Origin of the sequence: Candidatus Kuenenia sp. (assembly GCF_027493735.1) — a bacterium.
Lineage (GTDB): Bacteria > Planctomycetota > Brocadiia > Brocadiales > Brocadiaceae > Kuenenia > Kuenenia stuttgartiensis_A.
This window is the reverse complement of sequence record NZ_JAOSKF010000021.1, coordinates 223,620-245,685: the sequence shown is the minus strand read 5'-3', so window position 1 is coordinate 245,685 and position 22,066 is coordinate 223,620. Positions and strand designations below refer to the sequence as shown.

Annotated in this window: 18 protein-coding genes; 5 read left to right on the top strand and 13 right to left on the bottom strand. The window is 39.7% G+C overall.

Going from position 1 to position 22,066, the window contains the following annotated elements:
* Positions 1-49: 49 nt before the first annotated feature.
* The 13 genes from M5U24_RS15005 to M5U24_RS14945 all read right to left on the bottom strand — a co-directional run bounded on the left by M5U24_RS15005 (position 50) and on the right by M5U24_RS14945 (position 15,256).
* On the bottom strand, positions 50-3,349 hold the full coding sequence (locus M5U24_RS15005) for a PD-(D/E)XK nuclease family protein (RefSeq protein ID WP_164994668.1): 3,300 nt from the start codon (positions 3,347-3,349) through the stop codon (positions 50-52).
* The gene (locus M5U24_RS15000) at positions 3,336-3,722 is read right to left on the bottom strand and encodes a diguanylate cyclase (RefSeq protein WP_099324329.1); all 387 of its coding nucleotides are present in this window, start codon (positions 3,720-3,722) and stop codon (positions 3,336-3,338) included. The genes M5U24_RS15005 and M5U24_RS15000 overlap by 14 nt, the downstream gene beginning before the upstream one ends.
* 526 nt (positions 3,723-4,248) lie before the next feature.
* Positions 4,249-4,479, bottom strand: a complete 231-nt coding sequence (locus tag M5U24_RS14995) for a hypothetical protein (RefSeq protein WP_099324330.1) — start codon at positions 4,477-4,479, stop codon at positions 4,249-4,251.
* Positions 4,480-4,662: 183 nt separating this feature from the next.
* Entirely contained in the window at positions 4,663-5,247 is a 585-nt protein-coding gene (locus M5U24_RS14990) for a Plug domain-containing protein (RefSeq protein ID WP_099324331.1), read from the bottom strand.
* Between the two features lie 358 nt (positions 5,248-5,605).
* The gene (locus M5U24_RS14985) at positions 5,606-6,937 is read right to left on the bottom strand and encodes a 2-hydroxyacyl-CoA dehydratase family protein (protein WP_099324332.1); all 1,332 of its coding nucleotides are present in this window, start codon (positions 6,935-6,937) and stop codon (positions 5,606-5,608) included.
* 22 nt (positions 6,938-6,959) lie between these two features.
* Positions 6,960-8,879, bottom strand: a complete 1,920-nt coding sequence (locus tag M5U24_RS14980) for an acyl-CoA dehydratase activase (RefSeq protein WP_099324333.1) — start codon at positions 8,877-8,879, stop codon at positions 6,960-6,962.
* A gap of 25 nt (positions 8,880-8,904) precedes the next feature.
* Positions 8,905-9,294, bottom strand: coding sequence for a hypothetical protein (locus M5U24_RS14975; RefSeq protein WP_099324334.1), 390 nt, complete (start codon positions 9,292-9,294; stop codon positions 8,905-8,907).
* Positions 9,295-9,519: 225 nt separating this feature from the next.
* The gene (locus M5U24_RS14970) at positions 9,520-10,104 is read right to left on the bottom strand and encodes a CvpA family protein (RefSeq protein ID WP_099324335.1); all 585 of its coding nucleotides are present in this window, start codon (positions 10,102-10,104) and stop codon (positions 9,520-9,522) included.
* Positions 10,101-11,231: an AsmA-like C-terminal region-containing protein gene (locus M5U24_RS14965; protein WP_157820395.1), complete on the bottom strand. Its 1,131-nt coding sequence runs from the start codon at positions 11,229-11,231 to the stop codon at positions 10,101-10,103. Before M5U24_RS14965 ends, M5U24_RS14970 begins: the two co-directional genes overlap by 4 nt.
* Before the next feature lie 132 nt (positions 11,232-11,363).
* Positions 11,364-12,590: a 2,3-bisphosphoglycerate-independent phosphoglycerate mutase gene (locus M5U24_RS14960; protein ID WP_099324337.1), complete on the bottom strand. Its 1,227-nt coding sequence runs from the start codon at positions 12,588-12,590 to the stop codon at positions 11,364-11,366.
* 704 nt (positions 12,591-13,294) lie between these two features.
* The gene (locus M5U24_RS14955; RefSeq protein WP_099324338.1) at positions 13,295-13,864 is read right to left on the bottom strand and encodes a Fe-S-containing hydro-lyase; all 570 of its coding nucleotides are present in this window, start codon (positions 13,862-13,864) and stop codon (positions 13,295-13,297) included.
* Positions 13,861-14,727, bottom strand: a complete 867-nt coding sequence (locus tag M5U24_RS14950) for a fumarate hydratase (RefSeq protein ID WP_099324339.1) — start codon at positions 14,725-14,727, stop codon at positions 13,861-13,863. Before M5U24_RS14950 ends, M5U24_RS14955 begins: the two co-directional genes overlap by 4 nt.
* Positions 14,705-15,256, bottom strand: coding sequence for a 2-oxoacid:acceptor oxidoreductase family protein (locus M5U24_RS14945; RefSeq protein WP_099324340.1), 552 nt, complete (start codon positions 15,254-15,256; stop codon positions 14,705-14,707). The genes M5U24_RS14950 and M5U24_RS14945 overlap by 23 nt, the downstream gene beginning before the upstream one ends.
* 639 nt (positions 15,257-15,895) lie before the next feature.
* Between M5U24_RS14945 and M5U24_RS14940 the strand changes: the two genes are divergently transcribed.
* The 5 genes from M5U24_RS14940 (at position 15,896) to M5U24_RS14920 (ending at position 22,051) form a co-directional block, all read left to right on the top strand.
* Positions 15,896-17,395, top strand: coding sequence for a tetratricopeptide repeat protein (locus M5U24_RS14940; RefSeq protein WP_099324341.1), 1,500 nt, complete (start codon positions 15,896-15,898; stop codon positions 17,393-17,395).
* On the top strand, positions 17,389-18,306 hold the full coding sequence (locus tag M5U24_RS14935; protein ID WP_099324342.1) for a glycosyltransferase: 918 nt from the start codon (positions 17,389-17,391) through the stop codon (positions 18,304-18,306). Before M5U24_RS14940 ends, M5U24_RS14935 begins: the two co-directional genes overlap by 7 nt.
* A 37-nt stretch (positions 18,307-18,343) precedes the next feature.
* Positions 18,344-19,426 (top strand): glycosyltransferase, encoded by a 1,083-nt coding sequence (locus M5U24_RS14930; protein WP_099324343.1) that lies wholly within the window; start codon positions 18,344-18,346, stop codon positions 19,424-19,426.
* A gap of 9 nt (positions 19,427-19,435) precedes the next feature.
* Positions 19,436-20,572, top strand: coding sequence for a UDP-N-acetylglucosamine 2-epimerase (non-hydrolyzing) (gene wecB / locus M5U24_RS14925; RefSeq protein ID WP_099324344.1), 1,137 nt, complete (start codon positions 19,436-19,438; stop codon positions 20,570-20,572).
* A 102-nt stretch (positions 20,573-20,674) separates the two neighbouring features.
* Positions 20,675-22,051 (top strand): TPR domain-containing glycosyltransferase, encoded by a 1,377-nt coding sequence (locus M5U24_RS14920; protein WP_099324345.1) that lies wholly within the window; start codon positions 20,675-20,677, stop codon positions 22,049-22,051.
* Positions 22,052-22,066: the final 15 nt, after the last annotated feature.

Genomic DNA, 22,066 nt, shown 5'->3' with positions numbered 1-22,066 from the left:
GCCAAATCCCCCCCGAATCAGACGTTTTGAAATTTTTGTCGCTTCAAATTTATCTGATTTTTGTAATTTTATTAGTAATATTATTTCTGTAGTTCAGCAACCTTTCATCGTTTTCCAGCCTGAAGCGGGAAGGTTGGTGTCCCTTTCTGCATAGGGTAGCGAATTTACACCACTGACAGTTTTTTTCTTTTCCCGTGGTGGGGAACAATCCCTGGCGAATGATAGCCAGGATTTCATGGACGGTTGCCCAGAAAAATTCTTTATGCTGTGCCCATTCATTGTTATTTATGGTATTTTTTTGCAGGCATCTTTCTCCATTTTCATCATTCATGCAGCGCGCAATATAAACGAATGAAGCCTCGTCGAATATTATTTCAGAGGGAAGAGAAACCTCCTTTCTATAGGTATTTACCAGGAACTGTTCTGCCATTGATATGTAAAATGGCAGTTGCAATTTTTGTCCGCACACGGCCGCTTTTAATAAATGTTCAGTGCCTGCCTTTCCGGATTTGTAATCCACCAGCCGGAAATATATTTCCTGTCCGCTTTTTTTAACATCTATTCTGTCAATCTTTCCTTTAAAAAAAATTGCCGGATAGTCTTCAAATTTGCCTTTTGGCAATGCTAATTGTAACCTTGCTTCCAAAAAAGCAGGGCTATAACCCGTGTGTTCAATTTGTTTAATATCCCATGACAGGAAATGTATTAAAGCGGCGACTATTTCATCCTTTTTGAGTTCCCATAGTAGCGGATAGGGAATTGGTATTTGTTTTCCCATTTTCACAAATGATTCATTTGCAATTTTATGCAGGTATTCAACTGGATTTGTATCGGCGGCTTTCCCATCGAAATATCCCTTTTCTTTTAAATGGCAATATAATGTGTCTAATATCTCATGATAGATAGTGCCCAGTTTGGGCAATGATATGGTTTCACCCTTTTCCGGCTCTTCCAACGGTTCCAGTTGCAGTATTTCTCTCATAAAAAATTGGAATGGGCATGCGCCAAACGTTTCAAGCATCGTAGGATTAAAACCTTTTTGTACACGATTTTTGTACCAATGTTCCCCATCGGAAACAATACCATCATATGCTGAGAGATAGGGGCTAAAACATTCTATAGCCTGCAACGCTGATTTGGAACGTGTATAGGCTGCCAGGTTGCCACCGATTGCATTAATGCAACATGAGGGGTCTATATGTTCCAGCACCATACGGATCACGGCCTCATTGGGTGTAAGCAGCGATATATCTTCTTTGCATAATTTATTTTTTATGCTGCGGGGAACGTTCATTTTTACAGGAGACTTGTTTTCTTTATCCTCATTGCGGGTATGTATTCCTTTTATATTTTGAAGGATGTCCATTATGTAGTGGGAAGGGGTTTTGGGTTTTCCCGCCTCATCTGAACGTTCATAAAGAAGATAAATCCTTTCCTGCGCGGCATTGAGCAGGAAATAAAATAACAAACGTTCCTCCTCAAAACCCCTTAGTTTTTCAGGAATATGATTCCCAAGCGCTTCGGATAGTATTCTTCGGGTATGGTCCGGCAAAAATGGTTCTTCAAAAATAGCGCGTGGAAACTCCTTTTCGTTCAATCCGACAAGAAACAGTATCCGGAATGGTATGCCACGAGCAGACATGGCGTTCATAACCCTGACGCCTTTATTATTAGCGGTCCCGGCTTGGATCCCTTCCTGCTTGCAGGCGTTTATGAAAGTATCTGCAAATTGATCGTATGTAATTTCTTTATCGATACGATCGAGAATAGACAATGTGTCAAACAGGCAAAATATTCTTTCTTTAATAAAAATATCTCTTTTTATAATTTCCTGATCTATGTCTTCAGAAGGAATGTGTATATATTTATCGAGAAATAGTTTTGTTTTTTGACACATTTGAGACCAGGTCGCCTTTTCCTGCAGGGAAAGCAAATCATTTGACAACAACTGCACTATATTTTTCAGCGACTCAATCTGATCGCAGGAGATATTGATATTGTGAGGCAAAATATCTTCCTCCGCTGGCTCTGCCATTGCGTTCTTTAACTGTTCAAGTTTTGACAACCAGCAGCGTATACCGCTATGGATACCATTTGTCCTGCTAATAATATCCCAGAGATTCTGCCGTGAAAGGACGTCTTTTAATTCAGGAACAGGGATATTGAAATAGGGTGATTCCAGAATATCGATAACCATAGGACGATAAAAGTTTTCGCGATCCAGCAATAGCAATTGTTTTATCATGGTAAATAAGGGGTACTTTTCTATCGGTTCCTTGTCAAGTGTGGTAAACGGGATTGCGTTTTCCTGAAAAACCTCCTGTATAATGTTTAAATATTGCCCAAGTTCTCTTGCGACAATGCCTATATCGCCAAATACGTAACCTTTATTAATGAGTTTGAGTATTTCCTTTGCAATCACCCATATTTCATCATGTTTGCCGGATACATTGATGATGCTAAGGTTATCCAATGAAGGGGCGTCAGGCATGGATTCTCCATGCAGAGAGGTTTTTGTTTCCGAGTCTGCGTCCATTAAATAAGAAAACCCCTGTAGATCATCTGGGGGCAGATCCTCAATGTCCCGTGCGATCCCCAACAAAAATGATTCGTAGAAATGTTTAACGTAGGTAAAAACGGCATGATTTTTTTTGTAGGGCAAAAACAATATTGTTGGATAATATCTGAATATTTCAGAGAAAAAATCCTGTTCCACGCCGGTTAAATCATAGAAACCATATGCCAGTATATATTTGAATTTTCTGAGATATTCAGAATCAGCAGCGTGCTTTGCCGCCGAACGATAGAGGTTTGAATCGTGGGATATGCCGGATGCATTCAGCGTGTTTTGGAAAAGAGTAAATAACCGCGATATATCAGACAGTTTTTGAATATCAGCACCGCCGGTAAGTTGCTCATTAATAACTGCCCTTAAATCATCTGCATTAACATTGGCGTCTGTGAGGTCTTGCAGAGAATGAAACATTGAGCGGGCAATGGATGATGGCGATATTATATTTTTTAAGGAAGGTATATGATGCCTCTCCTGTTCGATAAGTTTGGTGATAATCCGTTCGTAAATAAAAGGTTCCTGCCGGATATGCCCGATATCATTTTTTGAATTCCTGCATATTTCTCTTGCCAGGAGATAGAAATTGAGAAAAAATACGTTAAGAAACGATACGTCATGTTTCTTTACCAAACGTTCCTGAAGCCTTTCAAGCATATAGTTTGTGGGAACAATAACGGCAATGGGGGATAAGGGATCTTCGCTTTTTATGGTATGCAAAGTTTCTACAAACGAGTTCTCAAGCGAGGGATGGTAGTGCCCAAATTTAATCGATAACATATGATACCTCAACCTTGTCTCTGCTTTTTTCTTTTGCCCTGTACAATGCCTTGTCAGCAGATCGCAACAAAGCACTGCATTCAGTTTCATGCGACGGAAAAGAGGAAACCCCGATGCTTATCGTCAACGCAAGTTGTTTTTCAAACATATCTTCAAAAAACCTCCTGTTGTATACGTCGGTTAGCGCGTCTGTTATTGCGGCATGTTTGGTGAACTCCATAAGCCTGACCCTGTAAAGCGCAGATGATGCCAATCCTGCATAAACCAATAGAAGTTTTCGCATATCCCTGTCATCCCAAAATCCCTTTTCTTTCTTTATCATCAGCACCATGCCTATCGCCATTTCCCCATAGTAAGGGGAACGTAAACGCATCCTCCTTCTTTATATTTGCTACTGAGGCAATCGCAGGCCGGTTCCGTGCTCATATCATTCACTATAAGTTCCTTTCCGGTGTGCAACACACCTGCAGCCTGAAGGATTCAGGAATATATCCGTTTTAATGAGTTCACCTTTCGGCATTGGCGAATATACGATTGGCATATCTAGTGTCTGAACGAAAACTATTTAACTTGTTGCTGTATTAAGAGTTGAAATTGTTGCATAAGCGCGAATCTTTTTATCCTAATTTGGAAAATATTAGTTTGACTATGATAATCTTCGTGAAAATGGCGCATTTTTTGAGATTAATGAAAATATTCGTCAAATATTTGCAACAATTAGTAGTCTTAACTATCCAATAAATAGTTGTTTAGATAGTTTTCGTTCAGACACTATCTAGTATAACGTTTCATTAAAATATCTACATTGATACCGTCATTGCGAGCTACAGCGAAGCAATCTTAAGTCTTTTGGGAACAAGAGATTGCTTAGTCGCTCCACTCCTCGCAATGACATTTTTTTACGTACACATTTTAATGAAACGATGTACTAGTATATTTCTTTCAGTATCAAGCGTCATTATTGCAAGGATATCGGGGTAAAAATCCTCCTTCAACGTCCTTCCCAAATTATTAAACAGCGATTCTTCATGCACTTCGTCATTCATAAGGCTTGAAAAATACACGAGGTGTCTCATCTCTTTGATAGTACGGTTCCCTTGTTCTATAGTATCACGGAGTTCTTCATCCATGATTTTACGCGTGGAATGTCTGATGCCACAAGCACAAACCCCTGATTTTCTCCGTTTTCTCGCTGAATACTCAATGAGGAAAAAAGGACAGGTATTTGCCGCCCTGTTTTTTACAAGTAAGTTGTTTCTGTGTGCCGGATAACGCCTTGCTCAATCAAACAGTTAAGCAGCGTCCCGGTGTTCCTACTTCAATATCATTTTCTCTGTAGTACAGGCGGCTTCTGCCGTTGCTATCATAATAAGAGGCGGAAATGAGCATCTCAATACCATAACACGGTCAATGAGGTCAACATCCAGAACGAATTCCGTCCAGATGGATGCCGTATCGTAAACAGCGTCATTGAGGCGAAACCCGTCCACCATGATAAGATATCGCGAATTGTAATCGCCCAGACGCGAAAAACCCCTTGAGCCAAGATAAGAATAATTGCGGTCATAATTCACATAAAAACCCCTTATACTTCTCAAGATATTCGTAAGTGTGCGGTATCCGTATTTCTTTATATCATCGGCAGTGACAATGCTGGCGGATAAAGATAACGGGGCTTCAGTAACCTTCTGTTTGTATTTGGATGCGGCATAAACGGTAGCAACATCTATGTCTATAAGGTCTTCGATGGTCATGCTTAGTAAATCGAGTAATGGGGTATCGGCTGGATTTTGGGTGTCTGTATACGGGTGAAACAGAGAAGGATCATTTTCTGCTTCTGCGCTGTGTGTGTAATATGATATTAACAGAAAGATAACAACTAATATGAAGGCTCTCATTGTGTTATTTTCTTAATTGACAACACCTTCGCTTTTTGAAAAATGCGGACAACGATGGCGTTATTTGTGTAGGATGGGGCAAGCGAAGCAGCCCCATCGATAAAAAAATTTCAAAAAACTAAAGTGTTATGAATCTTTCAATCTGCGAAATCGCTCGACTGAGATCACGACGAAGTCTGTGTAATCTGTGGTTCCTCTTTCGTATTTCGCGCTTATTTGGTTCTGGCTTGTACAGGTTGGGTTTAAAACTAAAAATCAGGTTTAAAACTAAAAATCAGCGGTAAACTATTACCATATGAAAAAGGCAGGGTAAAAACAATCAGCATCTTTGTTTTTACGACAGAACGGTTATAGTTTTTCAAGAAATAGTACACGTTTCACGTTGAGCGGCAGACGCTCTTCTTCCACGTATCATTTCCAGGAAACCTTCAATCCTTGTAGAAAACTGTCCAGGCATGTAGTTTTTATCGTCTACGCAATCACCATCGAGACTGAGAAAGGGGTAGCCTATTTTGTTGAGTTCTTTCTTAATAGTGGGTACGGCTGCATTATTTCTTCTGCATCCCCATGAAGAAAATACAACAACGCCGTCAACATCGTACTCACGGGCTAGCATTTTTGCTACTTCTATGCGCCGTTCCAACGGACCGTTATACGTATTCATGATATGTTTTCTGGCAAGGCTTTCGTATGGTTTTTGCACATCAAGCTTATCCCAGTAAACATAGTTTGTTTCTTCAAAGACAATTTTAACATTCTCTTTTTCTTCAAGATTTTGCAGGAAATCCACATTGAAATAGGGTTTTAATTCCAGCCAGAGAATTTTGATTTGATTTGTGGGCGGGATTTTTGGGGATTTTGTCTTATTTTCTGCAATCTTTTCGCGCAATTCATTCGCCAAACTGGAATAAAATTCCAGGGCTAATCCGGAACCGATAAGCAGATAGGTGGGAAACATAAACCCTAAGGCACTGCTGCCTTTCAGAGGGCAAAGAGGATCTTTTCTTAATTCGTTGATTTCAAGAATCTTTTCCCGTGTTTTGTTTGAGTATTCAAAGGCTCGTTCTAATGCTTCATGCCTCATCTTTCTCCCTGTTGTTTTTTCCAGATATTTGACGAGATCTTCCAGTTGTTTGGCAAGGTATTGAACGGAATATTCATCTTCTTCGTAAGGGATGTCTATCACGATCGTGTCCTTTCCCGTCAGACATTCACACAGTTTTGCTGTTTTGGTATTGTTGTCACAGAGTGTTGACGTGGCGACCTGTAGAATATTCCTCGGAAAAATGTTTCTATATGCATGGCCGATTGCAGCGCGGTGAAAGGTGCAGATATCAGTGGAAACTCCTCGTGATTCAGCTTCTATAAGGCCGCGGGAACTTTGGCCTATTCCGGCAAAAAGGGCAGCTCCGATCTCAAGGCAAAAGGGATAAAGCCCCATGGCAAACAATATTTCCGAGGGGACAAACATGGTTGTCCATATAGTCCGGTCAGGATGCGCATACACGTTAAAAAGATGTTTTACCCCGACGTGTATCTGCACTTGCAGCGAGCGGAACCCACCGATTTTCTTGTTGCGGAAGAAAAAGAGGTATATCTTATAAAGCCGCAATCCTTCTCTGATAAGCAACTGTGAGTGTCGCTGCATGAGCGAGGTTGCCCATTCCTTTAGTTTTAAAATTAATGACATAAAGAAAATTCTAACGTATTTCTTATTTTGGGGCAACCATTAATTGTTCAAGGAAGGCTTCAACGCGTGTTTTGATTTGTCCTTCGCTGCTTAACGAGTAGTCACAATTCAAATGGAGAAGCGGGATATTTTTTTCATAGAAAGTCTTTTTTATCATGGGATAATCCAGAAGATTATGGTCGCAGAATTTTAATGTATGATAAATTGCAGCATGGATTGATTTTTCCTGCATAATCGTTAATGCCTTATTAATCCTGTCAAAGATATTTTCCATCCGGGAGCAGGGGCTTCTTTTGATATACCGTTTTGCAATGGACAAAATAGGCTCTTCGTTTATGCTCACCACGGCGTCAAAATACCGGCTGCCGTTACATAGGTCTTCTGCCACAACCTTTGCACCTGCATCCTCTATAATCTTCATTATCTTTTCATTCTCCATGATACTACCCCAGATGAATAACCGCGGTACTTCGCGTGTGTCGCGTACACCTTCACCCTGCTTAATAATATGCGTTAAATAGGTGTTAAACTTCTCTGGAACTGCATTTACTCCTTTTTTCAGCAAGGAAAACATCTCGTATCCCGAATGGGCAATATATCCGTTCCAGTATTTCTGCAAACATTGTCCTACTTTTTCCCGTACCGAGTTATAGACGACAATGCTCCGGTTGATGTCGTCAGGCAGGATTTTCATGGTGAAGTACGACTCGAGTTTCTCTTTAAATTTCTTGAGCAGGTTGGCGTAATAGTAAACCGCAGCGTCATCAATATTTTTAGGAATATCCAACATATAGTTAAATCGCCCTTTCCCTTCGTCCATTTTTACCCAGGCATCGTAAAGGCGCCTCATCCCGTCACAGGAATTGACAAATACCATTCCCTGAAAATCCTCCAGACTACCTTCAATCTTTCTATCGGTAACAGCCTTTATATAAGGGCAGATGTTTCCGCAGAGCACCTCGTCAGCGGCGCATGAATCATGTTCTGTCCCTTTAATCCTGACAGGATGAAACCCTGCGGCATGAATAATTTCTACCGGGGTATAAGAACAAAAATATCCGATCTTGGGCAAATTGCTTTCTTCAATGGAAAAATCCGCGATAGAAGTTTCAAGTAAACTTTTGCTGTTGTCAGATCCTGACAGCGACACAGAGACGTTGCTTTGCGCCTGCGCTTTTTCCAGCGCTATTAACGCCGCCCCAAGCGCACCGTTAATTTGCGGCTCTCCTGAGATTTCAATTTTGCAGCCCAGGTTTTTTTCCAGCTCCGTTACTACGCCAATATTTTTAGCAACGCCGCCTGTCATGGCAACCTTTTGTTCCAACCCTACCCGTTTTACTTGTGCGGTAATACGTTTTGCGATTGAAATATGCAGTCCACGGCAAATATCCGCCGTTTTGTGGTCGGCGCCAATAAGCGATACAACCTCCGATTCTGCAAAAACGGTACAAAGGCTACTCACGGAAACGTTATCTTTTCCGTGCAGGGAAATCTCTCCCATCTCCTCCAGCTCAATTTCCAGTGTTCTTGCCATAACTTCCAGAAAGCGGCCGGTACCGGCGGCGCACTTGTCGTTCATAACAAAATCAAGTACATTGCCATTTCCATCGATTTTGATAACCTTACTGTCCTGTCCGCCAATATCAATAATTGTCCTGGCGTCAGGAAAGTAATAATTTGCACCTTTTGCATGGCAAGTGATTTCCGTTATTACTTCATTGGCAAAAGGAACTTTTACGCGCCCATAGCCTGTGGCTACGATATAGTTAATATCTTTTTCTGTAAGATTATGCTCTGTAAATATTTGTTGAAGGGTTTTTTCCGCAGCTTTTTTACTGCTTGCACCGGTTGCGATGATTGTTGCAGAAAGGATCTCCTTCTTATCATTTAAAAGAATTCCATTGGTTGACATAGAACCAATGTCTATTCCGATAGTATACATAACTATAAAATCTCCTATTTTAAGATTATTCCGTTTCTGGTTTCGGCGGTATGGTGCTGACCCAAATATTTACAACAAAGAAGCCTATGGCAATGACTTCGATACCGGCAAAAATTTCTACCAGGGGATGAAGCGGGCGAAAGCAGACTAAACCTACAAGCCCGATATTTGCAAGATAGAATTGAAGTGTGCCTATTTTAGGATAGGCGAGAGGCCTGCCGGTAAATCTGGGCAGTATATGATATCCAACACCAAAGATCATCATGGACATCCATCCCAAAAGGTTTAAATGTACATGAGAAAACAATAATTGAGCGGGATAGCTTTTCATGGATATCATAACGGTACCAAGTATTGCCGCTATAAAAAAATAAACCAGGCTTGCCCGAAGAAAATTTTTCGAAAGAGGACTCATTTATCAAAAGCTCCTTTTTAAGAAAGTTGTTGATTTAAAAGAACTTAAATCAAATTTATAAAGAACCTAACAAAAAGGGTAAGAATATATAAAAAATATGGATTGTCAAACAAAAAATTATTGTTACATAGTAATACTTAAGATTACAAGCGTGACCCAAAAGTATGTTCAAAAGGTCAATTGCCCTGTCGAATCGTGTTATAAAATATCGTGTATGGTGCGTGATCAATTCGGGGGGATTTCTTCTTTTTTCTGAGTAACTTCTTTTTCCGGAGTCGCTTCTTTTTTCTTTTGCGTTTTTAGTTCCTCAATTTTTTCCGCATAGGAGCGTACTTTATTCGCTACGCTTTCAGGAATAATTGTAACCAATCTTTGCATACCTTTTCCTATGGGGGCTGCTATTTTTGAGGTATTCACCCTATCGCGTGTTGATTCACTGCAGAATAATAAAACGCCAAAGATAATTACTCCGCAAAAGAGAACCCCTTTAAAAATCCCCAAAAAACCACCGAAAAACCTCGACCCAACAGATATGCCGCTTTTATTGATAACGATTTTTAACAGATTTGTAATAAAACACGTTACGGCTAAGATTACTCCGAAAATGGTAAAATAACTCAATAAATCCGTAACAGATTGAGACAGAATGCCTTTCAGGATATTGCTAATTACTCCGTGGAAGAAAAAAGCGGCAAAGAAAGAGATGAGCAGGCATCCTATTCTGAGAAACTGCATTACAGGGCCGCTGACAAATCCAAATAGTATTGCAAAAAACAAAACACCAAAAATCGAATAATCAATCCATATCATTTATGGCCATTCCCTGCCTTTCTTTCCTTCTTTACTTCCTTATTTGTACGTAAGAAATCATTTGCGATACCCCTGACAAGTTGTTCCACGTTTTCCTGAGAGAGTTTTATTGAAATCTTCGGGTCATTTATGTCGCCGCGTATCTCCAATGGGATGGCATTTTGCCTGAAAACAATCCCTGTAATCTTTTCTATGCCCTTGTTTACGAATCTTTCATTCACCGTGACATTTGCTTTATAAAATAGTTTTCCTCCGAATTCTATCATGCCTGATACCTCCATCTTTAATAGCTGACTATCAACGATTACTTTTGGGGTATACATTGTTTCCTCCTCGATCAGCACTTCTGTTTCTAATAAATCAAAAGAATAGCGGTCGTCGATGGTAATAATATCTGACAAAGCAGAAAAAAGCACATTGCTTTTAACATAGCCGTTCCGGACGCTGAGGGTAAAGCGGCCTTTAATATCTTTGCTTGGGATATTCCCGCCAAACCCTTTTCCACTCAGATGTCCTTCAATGCTCAGAATGCCACCTGCTTCGCTTCCATCCTTTTTAAATAAAGGCAAATCACGGAGCACAGGCATTTCTTGTGTTATGTAAACATCATGCGCTTTGATTGTTATATTAAATTCCGGCATATCTCTTTTGAGTTCCATAACGCCGTGAAGATATGTTTTGCCGCCATTTGCTTTGAATTGCACATGAGTAGTTATCTCGTTATCTTTAAGAGAAAGTGTATCGGTAAACAAGTCTTCAATCAATAAACTATTTTCGTAGTTTATTTGTTTAACCTCAATTTTTTCAAAAATAACCTGATTCCATAAGAGGGGAAACAGCTTTAATGTACCCTGTATGTCATCAAACTGTGTTGTAGTTTCCGGGTCATTGTTTTGCTTTTGCAGAATAATAAGAGAAATACGGATTTGATTCGGCCAGTGATATGATACCGTGCCTGTTTGAGCGGAAGAAGGAAGTTTGTTTTCCAGCAAGAGAACGACTTTTTGCGTGATGCTTTTTTCAAAGAGAAGAGTGGGAAATACGAAAATGGAAATAGCAACAACAAGAGCTGTTAAACAGAAAGAAATTACCAACCATTTTATCCATAATACTTTTTTCTTCTGCATTTGCATATTTGTGTGAAAAATTGGTCATGAGTCATTAGTCAATTGTAATGGGCAACCACAAGGAACGCCCCTACTTGCGACGAATTTTTTAAATCTGTGTAATCTGTGGTTCCTCTTTTATACTTCGTAAAATTATGCACCTGTTAAAGGGAGTTTCCCGAAAAGATTAAGTACCTGAGGCATTATGTCCATTCCGGTAATAATACCCATACCTCCCCGTGTACAATCCCGCTCATTAAACGCAGCGACCTTGTCTACCCGAACACCGGTTCCGCGAAAAATGATGGGGATTGGATCACCCGAATGGCTTTTCAATGCACAAGGGGTTGAATGATCTCCGGTTATTATTAATAATGTATTTTCCGATGTTTCATGAAAAAGCCTCGCCGCGTGGTCGATCTTTTCGATAAATTCTTTTTTACCTCTGAAATTTCCATCTTCTCCGAAAGAATCTGCGGCTTTTACATGTACAAAAACAAAATCGTAATGCTTCAGGTTGCTGATTGCCGCCATGAATTTAGCTTCAATATCGGTGTCCGGCAGGCCTGTTGCGCCGGGGACGTCAATAACATCCATTCCCAGGTAAGCGGCAACTCCCTTATACAACCCACCTCCTGCTATACAACACCCTGAGAAAGCATAACGTTCTTTAAAGCAGGGAACCTCTTTGTATTGTCCTGCACCGCGCACTAACAGATAGTTCGCCAACAATTCTCCTTTTTTTCGTCTTTCTTCGTTTAAAGGGTGTTTTTGGAGAATTTCCCATGCCTTTTTCAAAAAAACATTCAATATTCGCGCGGTATGTTTTGCTTCAATAGACTCATCTAAAGGGGTAACTTCCCTTACAGGGACGTCCGGTTTGTGCGGATCGGCATCAATAATGGCACTGGAAAGGCCTTTCCCTCTCATTACCACAGCCGCACGATGGCCGGTTCCAGGTTTAACGAGAAATGTAACGCCGTCGATTTCTATGCCATCCAGCGCCTGTGCTAACGGTGCTACCCCCCTGATTCTGCCTGCCCTGCGGTCTTTAATAATAAAATTTTCGTCTACCGTGCCGAAATTTCCACGCAGGGCAACGTCGCCTTCCTGTAATTTCATACCAACGCCGGTCACCTCTATTGTTCCGCGTCCTGAATAATATTCTCTATAATCATAGCCTAGTATGTTGAGATGTGATGTGTCGCTGCCAGGCACACAACCACGGCCCAAGCTGTACATCATTCCGCATTCAGATTCGGAAGCCAGTTTGTCCATGTTTGGCGTTTTTGCCGCTTCCAGTGGGGTTAAATTGCCAAGATCTTTTATTGGACGGTCTCCCAGTCCATCGCAGATGACTAAAATAACTTTTTCCAACATTTTTCTGATACTCCTTTAATGTATAGATTTTCAAATCAATACGGAATGGGGAAAGAATGGGATAAAAATGCCTTTACACACCCAAGCTCCTCTTTTTAGTACTTTATCAGTAATTTCTTTGTACCGGCTCGAAAATAAGAATACAAAAAATAGTTTAAGTACAGATACTACAACATGATATGGTTATAAAACCATTTTCATCGTTTCTGGGTGTTGCAAATGAAACATGATGACTGGTGACTTATTTTGTCATTACAAGGGTATCCGCTTGTCATTGCGAGGGTCTTTTCCGAAGCAATCTCATAAACCGTCATAGAGATCCTTCCATCCTGCATTCATTCCATTAATTAATTCTATTTTTAATTAATTCTATTTTTTTAGCCCTTGAGCCACCCTTAATTTGCTTCTCCCGCGATATGACGTTTCTTACGTCACGAAATATCTCGTAGTATACTGATTGCTTCGGAAAAGACCCTCGCAATGACAAGCTGAGACCCCCATGCAATAATGACAAGCTGAGACCTTTTGGATGGCCCTATACATTTGAACCGGTACAGAAACAGAAATGCCAGATGTTTCCGACTCGAAAGTAAGACTACAAAAAATAGCTTGAGTACATATACTACAACACGATCTGGTTATAAAACCATTTTCATCGTTTCTGGGTGTTGCAAATGAAACATGATGACTTTTTGGCAAAATATTTAATGGGAAATATCTATTTGGGAATAGGCTAAAACCCCTTCTTTGTACAAATCGTTTCCATAAATATCATTTGCGACAATTGCCGGAAAATTTTCAACCTCTAATTTCCTGATTGCTTCCGCTCCTAAATCTTCGTATGCAACTACTTCCATTCTTTTTACCGATTGCGCCAGCAATGCAGCAGCCCCTCCTGTAGCAACAAGATAAACAGCCTTATATTTTTTCATGGCTTCCAGCACCTCTTCCGACCGATTCCCTTTGCCTATAGTTGCCTTTAGCCCCAGTGACAATAATAGTGGTGTATATTTATCCATACGGTAGCTTGTGGTTGGTCCGCACGACCCGATTGGCATACCCGGCGGAGCAGGGCTAGGCCCTGTGTAATAAATGATCTGGTTTTTTATATCAAATGGCAGTTCCTTGCCCTGATCGATGAGGTTTGCAAGCCTTTTGTGCGCGGCGTCTCTTGCAGTGTAAAGTATGCCGCTGATCATGACCTTATCTCCTGCCTTTAGTTGTTCGATAATGGCATCTGATAAGGGTGTGTTTATCGGTATAATATTTGTCATAATCGTTTGCTCCCCAGTATTGCAATTTTTACCCGATGAGAATGGCAGTCTATATTGACTGCCACAGGCAGGCTTGCAATGTGACAAGGGTGACTCTCCACGTGTACTGCCAGGGTAGTTATCATACCGCCCAGTCCTTGAGCGCCGATTCCCAGATGATTTATTTTATACAGAAGTTCTTTCTCCAATTGCGCCGTTTCAGGATTTTTATTCTCCGAACCTACCTGACGCAACAGGGCCTTTTTCGCTAAAAGGGCGGCATAATCAAAGGTACCACCTATTCCCACTCCTACAATAATTGGAGGACATGGATTCGCCTTTGCTTTCTCCACAGTTTCCACGACAAAATGAACAACTCCCTCACGTCCTTCCGCAGGTGTGAGCATGGCAATCCTGCTCATATTTTCGCATCCGCCCCCCTTTGCCATGAAAGTAATCTTCAGATGATTATTGGGTACAAACTCTGTATGAATAATAGCCGGGGTGTTATCATTCGTATTCACCCGTGTGAGGGGGTCTGCTACGATAGATTTTCTCAAAAACCCCTCTTTGTATCCTTTACGCACCCCAGCATTGACTGCATCGTGGAGTCGTCCGCCGGCAATTTCTACATTTTCTCCAACTTCTAAGAAAACAATTGCAACGCCGGTATCCTGGCATAAGGGCATTTTATTTTCATGCGCGATCCTTGAGTTTTCCAATAATTCGGAAAGAATTTCTTTTGCGACAGGTGATGCTTCTTTTTCACTGGCAAGCGCCAGGGCATTGACCACGTCACTTCCCAAATTGAAATTTGCGTCCTGGCAAAGCCTGGAAACTGTCTCTGAAATTTCCGATGCGTTAATCCTGATAGGTGTACCCATATCGAATCGCCCTTATATTTTCATCAAAGAATTGCGACGGAAAGACGGTGTTAAAGTTTATAGTCTCAATATTAATTCCGATTTTTTGTAATAACTTGCCCAAGGCAATCATATTAACAAAAACAGGGCTGTTAAAGCATTCTGTAGCAATTTTTCCAAAAGGGATTCTGTCACTTTCAGGACAGTGTAAATCACACTCTTTACCCTCTGTTCCGCATGCAGCGGATTCAATAAGAACATATTTTGCCTTGACCGTAGTATCGAGTATGCTTGAAAGCTGAAGCGCAATATCTGCTTCTTCAAAAAAAGGGACTTCGATAGGTTCGTCGGAATAAGTAATCTCTGCTTTGATATTGCCGCTGCGGACAGCCGCATCATAAACAAGATTAAGGGCAACTTCTTTTCCTGATTTAGCAAGGATATTTGCCAGAATATGCGCCATAAGCTTAATGCCCTGGCCGGCTTCACCTGCCAGTATGATTTTTTTTGTACGGTGTTCACCGGGAATGGATGTAATTTTCTTTACCATGAAAACAACGCCAACTCCAAAAAAATTTTTAATGGTGAAATACGAATATTTAGTTTTTTAATCTGTGCAATCTGTGTAATCTGTGGTTCCTCCTTTCGTATTTCCTGCTTGTTTGGTTCTGGCTATGCCAGCTTAGGATTTTAGATAAATTATGTTATCTTGTCAAAAAAATACTTGTGTGCAAAACAAATAGTAAATGATTAATTTTTCAACACCCTGTCCGCTTTTGCCCCAAATAAAATGATTGCATTTTGATTGTTTTTTTATGGCCACTTACAGCCCACCTATATCTTTCTTATTACTAAGTACTTACATTTGAATATGTTAAAAATATTAAAAGTTTTCATTGGCATATATATTGCGTATTTATGAGTGAACATTGATAAAACAATGGTTAAGGTGTTTTCGATTGGGCATCTGGCAACAGTATCTTTAAGCAATCAATATTCTAAGCAGTCATCATGTTGCATTTGCAATACCCGGAAACGATGAAAATGGTTTTATAGCCATATCATATTGCGGTACCTGTGTTTGAGCTATTTTTTGTAGTCTTATTTTCGAGCCAGATAACATGTATCTATTAGAATACGTTTAATAAATTTGAATTCTATTGTATAAATATTAAGGGAATACATATCTATGCCCTCCTCGATAGCTAAGGATTTTTTTACAGAAGCTGAGAATTTAAAGAAAAAGGGATATTCTCTAAAAGCGGTGAAAGCTTATAAAAAAGCAATAGAAGCCGACCCTTTTTTTCTTAGCGCTCATTACAACCTCGCACTCCTCTATTATCAACTTAAACAAGTAGATAATGCCATTTTGCATTTAAAGAAGGTAACCGAATTAAATCCCACCGATGCCTCTGCATTTAACAATTTGGGTGTTATGTATTTTTCAAAAAATATGTTTAAAGAGTCTGAAAATTGTTTTGAAAAAGCTTTAGGAATTGAAGTGTATTACAAAGAGGCTAAAAAAGGTCTTGAGAAAGTGCGTCTTAAGCTAAAAGGGAAAATAAATAAAAACAGACGATTAAACGTTGGTTTTGTAAGCATTTGGTTCGAACGTGGACAATCGTATGTAACTAAAACATTGCGGGATGTTGTTGCACAAGAACACGAAACTTTTGTGTTTGCCAGGACAGGCGGGGTTTATGATCGCCCTATGTTGCAAACAGACGGTATATGGGATGTTCCTAATTTAACAACATTTGGGAAATATGAGATATCTCATGAAGTACTTGGGAAGTGGATTGATAATAATAAACTGGATATGGTGGTTTTCAATGAAGAATATGATTGGTCTTTAGTTAAATACGTTAAAGAAAAATCCATAAAGGTTGTCACCTACCTTGATTATTATAAAGACGACTGGAAACCATACATGTATTTGTACGATGCTGTGCTTTGTTCCACAAAAAGAACATACAATCTTGTTAAAAATTTTTGTAATGCCTATTATGTCGGATGGGGAATAGATACGGAACTTTTTAAACCGACAAATAATAGTACAGAAAAATATACCTTTTTTCATAATGCCGGATGGTTAGGTATCAATTATCGCAAAATGACGCCTGCCGTTATCCTTGCCTTTGAAGCGGTATCCCGGTATTTGCCAGATGCAACCCTCTTTATCCATGCACAGACCGCACTGGAAAAACTTCCGCCAGAAGTTTTGAATATCGTGAATAATACTCCGCGCATAACCTATCATGTCGCCACCGTTCCAGCACCGGGTCTTTATCATAAAGGCCATATCCTTGTTTTTCCTTCCAAACTGGAAGGGCTGGGACTGCCTTTACTGGAAGGAATGGCATGTGGGCTTCCAGCCGTTGCCACTGACGCGCCGCCAATGAATGAGTTTGTACAGAATAACTATAATGGCTTGCTGGTCAAAGTCGCTAAAAGGTTCCTCAGAGGGGATGGCATCTCCTTTCCAGAGGAAATTGTAGATATAAATGATCTGGCTTTTAAAATGCATTTTCTGGCTAAAAATCCGGAGTTGATTAACAAAATGCAGCAAAATGCAAGGAATTGTATTGATAACTATGACACCTTGAGTAAAAAGGTAAACGAAGTAATTAACGATATTCTTCGCGACAAGAATAGGATTAGCTATAGGAAAACGAGCGTAAAATGCTAACAATACATCTGGTTGGTGCACAAAAAACAAATTACCCCTGGGGTTTTGAAAACCATCTGATTTCGGCATTAGAAGAGATGGACTGTAATATCCTTAGTACGGATTTTCGACAAGAACGACACAATCTCCAAAGACTATTGCAGCAAAAAGCTGACCTTGTTCTCGTTTGTAAAGGTGAATTCATACCGCCGGAATTGATTCAATCTATTCCTTACCCAACCGCCTTATGGTATTGTGAACAGATTGGTAACGATACCGCAGTAGATTACATCGCACTTGTCAGAAGAAAAGAGCTGGAATATAATGCAACTGCTTTTGATTATGTCTTCTCTCATGATAAAACCAACCTACAAGTTTATAAAAACATCGGTTGTGTAAATGTCCACTGGCTACCTTGCATCGCCGTAAATACAAAAATTCACAAAAAACTTGAAGTATCGAAAAAATATGACGTTACCTTTATTGGTAACCAAACCCCCCGACGCAAAAACATTCTTGTTGCGTTGGAAAAGTATTTCAAGGTCTTCACTCCGAATATATGGGACAGTAAAGAACTAAATGAAGCCTTTAATGAATCCAAGATCATTTTAAACATACACCTTTCTGATTTACTTAATATAGAAACACGCATAGGTGAAGTACTTGGGTCCGGTTCGTTCCTCCTTACGGAAGAACTTCCCTGCAAAGACCTTTTTATTGATGGAGAACACTTAGTACAATGGCATCAAGGGGATGTTGAATATCTTATAAAAAAAATCCACTATTACCTCATCCATGAGGATGAAAGGGAAGGAATTGCAGGAAAAGGCCACCATTTTGCTATTGAACACCATAGCTTTGAGGAAAGAATGCGCCAACTATTGGCAACCATAGATTTCAGCAAGAATAAATGCGGCGCAGAGAGACTTTGATCAAAAATGAAAATTTCTATAGAATGAGCATAAACCAATGGCCTTTCACATTCCATTAGAAGAACAGATCGACAAGATCAGAACACATCTTGCAAATATAGGCAAAGTATCTACCCGCAAGGTTAGGCCTCGAATCTTCGTAGTGGTACATCATGTCAATTGGGAAAAACACGGATTGGTAGATGGATGGGCAGAGATTGCTGACGTTATTCACTATGATTGGGGAAATTCCTTCAATCAATATGCTGCCGACTGGCATCAAAGAGGCAAACCAGATTTTAACAAGGTATTACTACGGCAAGTTGAATTAGCTCATCGTGAGAAGACGATAGATCTCTTGTTTTCTTACCTCTCGGGAAGATGGGTCTATCCATATACTATTCGGGCTATCGGTAAAATGAACATAATAACAGTAAACATTAGCCTTGATGACAAGGTAAAATTCTGGGGTTATCAAGAGCCAGGTGGTCTTTCTGGAAATGCTGAAATTGCGCCTGAGTTCGACCTCTGCATTACCACACAATCAGAGGAAGATGTTCAAAAGTATATTAGCGTTGGCGCCCGAGCCTTGTTTCTTCCACCAGGAGGAAATACCCACTCATTTTCTCCAATACCAGCGCCCAGAGATATTCCTGTTTCCTTTGTAGGCCAATGTTACGGCACAAGACCTCATATCATTGGGTGGTTAATAAGTTGTGGGATTCCAGTTCAAACATTTGGCAAAGGCTGGCCTTCAGGAGAACTATCACACCGTGAGATGAACGTAATCTATTCCCGTTCAGTTGTAAATTTAGGCTTCGGCTTTATTGGGGATTCTCCACATCTGACAGGATTAAAAGGTAGGGATTTTGAGGTTCCCCTCATGGGAAACCTCTATTTGACAACTTATAATCAAGTCCTGGAAAACTGTTTTATCCTTGGAGAAGAAATTGATTGCTATCAGAATGAAACGGACTTACTTTCAAAATTACAATATTATATAACACACCCGGATATTGCCTTAAATATAGGAGCAGCAGGAAGAAACCGGTGTTTGCTTGATCACACATGGACTAATAGATTTAAGATAATTCTAACCGTTACCGGTCTTTCTGATTCCTGTATAAATTCTCATACATAATAAGTCCATATGTTTAAAATCATGAGTGTTTTAGGTACTCGTCCAGAAGCCATAAAACTTGCACCAATAATTAAAGAATTACAAAAACATTCAGACACTCTGAAAAGTGTTGTTACCGTTACCGCTCAACATCGTCAAATGCTCGATAGCGTCCTGAGTGTCTTCGCGATAAAACCAGATTACGATATGAATATTATGGATAAAAATCAAGGGCTAACCGATATAACATGCAAAGTATTAAAAAACATAGAAGTGATCTATGAAGAAGAACAGCCTGACTTGGTTTTAGTACAGGGGGATACAACTACTGTTTTTGCCGCCTCATTGGCCGCTTATTATAGGAGAATCCCTGTGGGACACATAGAGGCGGGATTACGATCAAGTAATAAATACCAACCCTTTCCGGAAGAAATAAATCGAAGACTTACCAGTGTCATAGCGCATTTACACTTTGCGCCAACTGATGAAGCAAAAACAAATTTACTAAATGAGGGTATATGTGAAGACCTTATCTGTGTAACAGGTAATACAGTGATAGACGCCTTACTTGAAGTTGCAGCACAGGATTTCACATTTGATAACGATTTACTGAACAACATAAAAGGCAGAATGATCTTAATTACAGCGCATCGGCGAGAAAGTTTTGGAAAACCGTTCATTGATATCTGTAATGCAATCCTGACGTTAGCGAAACAATATCCGGATGTTACTTTTGTATATCCGGTACATCTCAATCCAAACGTTAGGAATATTGTATATCCCATGCTAGGCAACTTATCGAACATCATGCTTATCGAGCCGCTAGAATACATGCCTTTTGTTCACTTAATGAAACGAGCCTGTATTATCTTAACTGATTCCGGGGGCATTCAGGAAGAGTCCCCTTCCTTAAATAAACCTATCCTGATACTTCGCGAAGTCACAGAACGCCCTGAGGCTATAAAAGCGGGAAGCGCAAAACTCGTGGGCACACATTCCCAAACTATTATTCGTGAAACAACTCGTTTATTGGAGGACACACAGGAGTACGAGCGGATGATCAATATTGTAAATCCCTTTGGCGATGGAATGGCATCTCAACGAACAGTAAATTTTATTAAAAACAAATTTATGGAAAACAATAATAATACTGCAGGGAAATATTAGTTCTAATATTCAGTATAGATGATATATTGGATGAACCGCGCTAAAATGAAAAATATAAATAAGCATTTAATCTCCACCTGTAAAATATAAAAAAATCACCTCATGAAAAACTTGCACAGTCCAACAATCTCCGCCTGCCTTATCGTAAAAAACGAGGAAAGATTCCTGCCTAATTGCCTCAACAGCGTTAAGAACGCTGTTGATGAAATAGTAGTTGTTGATACAGGTTCAACTGATAATACCGTAAATATCGCAAAAGAATTTAGCGCTAAGGTGTATTTTTATTCATGGAATAATAACTATAGTGAGGCAAGAAACTATGCAATACGCCATGCTACCAAAGAGTGGATTCTTATGATCGATGCGGATGAAGAGCTTGAGCAGAATGATATTCCTGTATTGAAACAATCGATAAGTAACGATAATTATAATGGTGTTATTATTGCTATATACAGTAAAGTGAAAAGTGGGATGCACAAGTTTTATAACACACGGGTTTTTCGCCGGGAGAAGGCATTTTATAAAGGTATTATCCATGAACAAGTGGTGATTGAAGGGAAAAGGCTTCCATCGGAGATACATCTTTATCATTACGGGTATGATCTTGACGAAGATACGATGCGGAAGAAATGGCACAGAACAACTCAATTATTGGAAAAACAAATAGCGTTAAACGATAATGATAGTTTTGCATGGTTGAATCTTATCCGTAATTATTGCACACAGCAATTGTTTCGGGATGGTATTAAGACCGGAAAAGAAGCGCTAAAGAGAATTACACCCGAGGCGAATTTGCATCATTTTATAATGATTCTGTATGAAATGGCAGATTGTTATCTCAATACCGGAAATACCGCAGAAGCAAAAAAGATGTGCCACACCGCTTTAGCTAAATTAAGGGAAATGAATGTTGCGCCGGAAAATATTGATATTGTTTATACACTGGCTTGTGTGTATTTAAAAGAAGGAGATTGTAATAAAGCTATTGAATATTTTAAACATTTTTTGACATTGCGTGAGTGGTATTTGAAAAATATCAGCGATTGCCTTATGACTGATACCCTGGGATATGATTATTCCGCATATAACGGGTTGGGTTTTTGTTATGGCAGTATGGGACAGTGGGAAAAAGCGGTTGGTTTTCTGCAAAAATCGATAGTCTCAAATCCTAAATATATTACCACCTATAAAAATTTAGCTTCATGCTATTCTGCAATGGGAAACAATACGGACGCTATTAATACTTTATTGCGGTCAATTTCCGAAAATATCGCAGATCAGGAGATTTTTATCCGCTTGGGAGATTTATTTCTGAAACAACAGGAGTACAAACAGGCGATATCATACTATGAAAAGTATTTAAACTTGTGTCCTGAAGATAAAAATGCCTTGTTAAAAATATCTGCATGTTATGAAGAATCAGGCTATAAAGACACCGCTCAAATCGGATATAGCGCATTACAGAAGTGGAATAAATAATGCTTTTCTCTTTAG

What these genes read in the sequence shown, in the direction of transcription:
- M5U24_RS15005 (WP_164994668.1), bottom strand. Translation starts at nt 3,349, where the DNA reads ATGTTATCGATTAAATTTGGGCACTACCATCCCTCGCTTGAGAACTCG.
- M5U24_RS15000 (WP_099324329.1), bottom strand. Translation starts at nt 3,722, where the DNA reads ATGCGTTTACGTTCCCCTTACTATGGGGAAATGGCGATAGGCATGGTG.
- M5U24_RS14995 (WP_099324330.1), bottom strand. Translation starts at nt 4,479, where the DNA reads ATGGATGAAGAACTCCGTGATACTATAGAACAAGGGAACCGTACTATC.
- M5U24_RS14990 (WP_099324331.1), bottom strand. Translation starts at nt 5,247, where the DNA reads ATGAGAGCCTTCATATTAGTTGTTATCTTTCTGTTAATATCATATTAC.
- M5U24_RS14985 (WP_099324332.1), bottom strand. Translation starts at nt 6,937, where the DNA reads ATGTCATTAATTTTAAAACTAAAGGAATGGGCAACCTCGCTCATGCAG.
- M5U24_RS14980 (WP_099324333.1), bottom strand. Translation starts at nt 8,879, where the DNA reads ATGTATACTATCGGAATAGACATTGGTTCTATGTCAACCAATGGAATT.
- M5U24_RS14975 (WP_099324334.1), bottom strand. Translation starts at nt 9,294, where the DNA reads ATGAGTCCTCTTTCGAAAAATTTTCTTCGGGCAAGCCTGGTTTATTTT.
- M5U24_RS14970 (WP_099324335.1), bottom strand. Translation starts at nt 10,104, where the DNA reads ATGATATGGATTGATTATTCGATTTTTGGTGTTTTGTTTTTTGCAATA.
- M5U24_RS14965 (WP_157820395.1), bottom strand. Translation starts at nt 11,231, where the DNA reads ATGCAGAAGAAAAAAGTATTATGGATAAAATGGTTGGTAATTTCTTTC.
- M5U24_RS14960 (WP_099324337.1), bottom strand. Translation starts at nt 12,590, where the DNA reads ATGTTGGAAAAAGTTATTTTAGTCATCTGCGATGGACTGGGAGACCGT.
- M5U24_RS14955 (WP_099324338.1), bottom strand. Translation starts at nt 13,864, where the DNA reads ATGACAAATATTATACCGATAAACACACCCTTATCAGATGCCATTATC.
- M5U24_RS14950 (WP_099324339.1), bottom strand. Translation starts at nt 14,727, where the DNA reads ATGGGTACACCTATCAGGATTAACGCATCGGAAATTTCAGAGACAGTT.
- M5U24_RS14945 (WP_099324340.1), bottom strand. Translation starts at nt 15,256, where the DNA reads ATGGTAAAGAAAATTACATCCATTCCCGGTGAACACCGTACAAAAAAA.
- M5U24_RS14940 (WP_099324341.1), top strand. Translation starts at nt 15,896, where the DNA reads ATGCCCTCCTCGATAGCTAAGGATTTTTTTACAGAAGCTGAGAATTTA.
- M5U24_RS14935 (WP_099324342.1), top strand. Translation starts at nt 17,389, where the DNA reads ATGCTAACAATACATCTGGTTGGTGCACAAAAAACAAATTACCCCTGG.
- M5U24_RS14930 (WP_099324343.1), top strand. Translation starts at nt 18,344, where the DNA reads ATGGCCTTTCACATTCCATTAGAAGAACAGATCGACAAGATCAGAACA.
- wecB (WP_099324344.1), top strand. Translation starts at nt 19,436, where the DNA reads ATGTTTAAAATCATGAGTGTTTTAGGTACTCGTCCAGAAGCCATAAAA.
- M5U24_RS14920 (WP_099324345.1), top strand. Translation starts at nt 20,675, where the DNA reads ATGAAAAACTTGCACAGTCCAACAATCTCCGCCTGCCTTATCGTAAAA.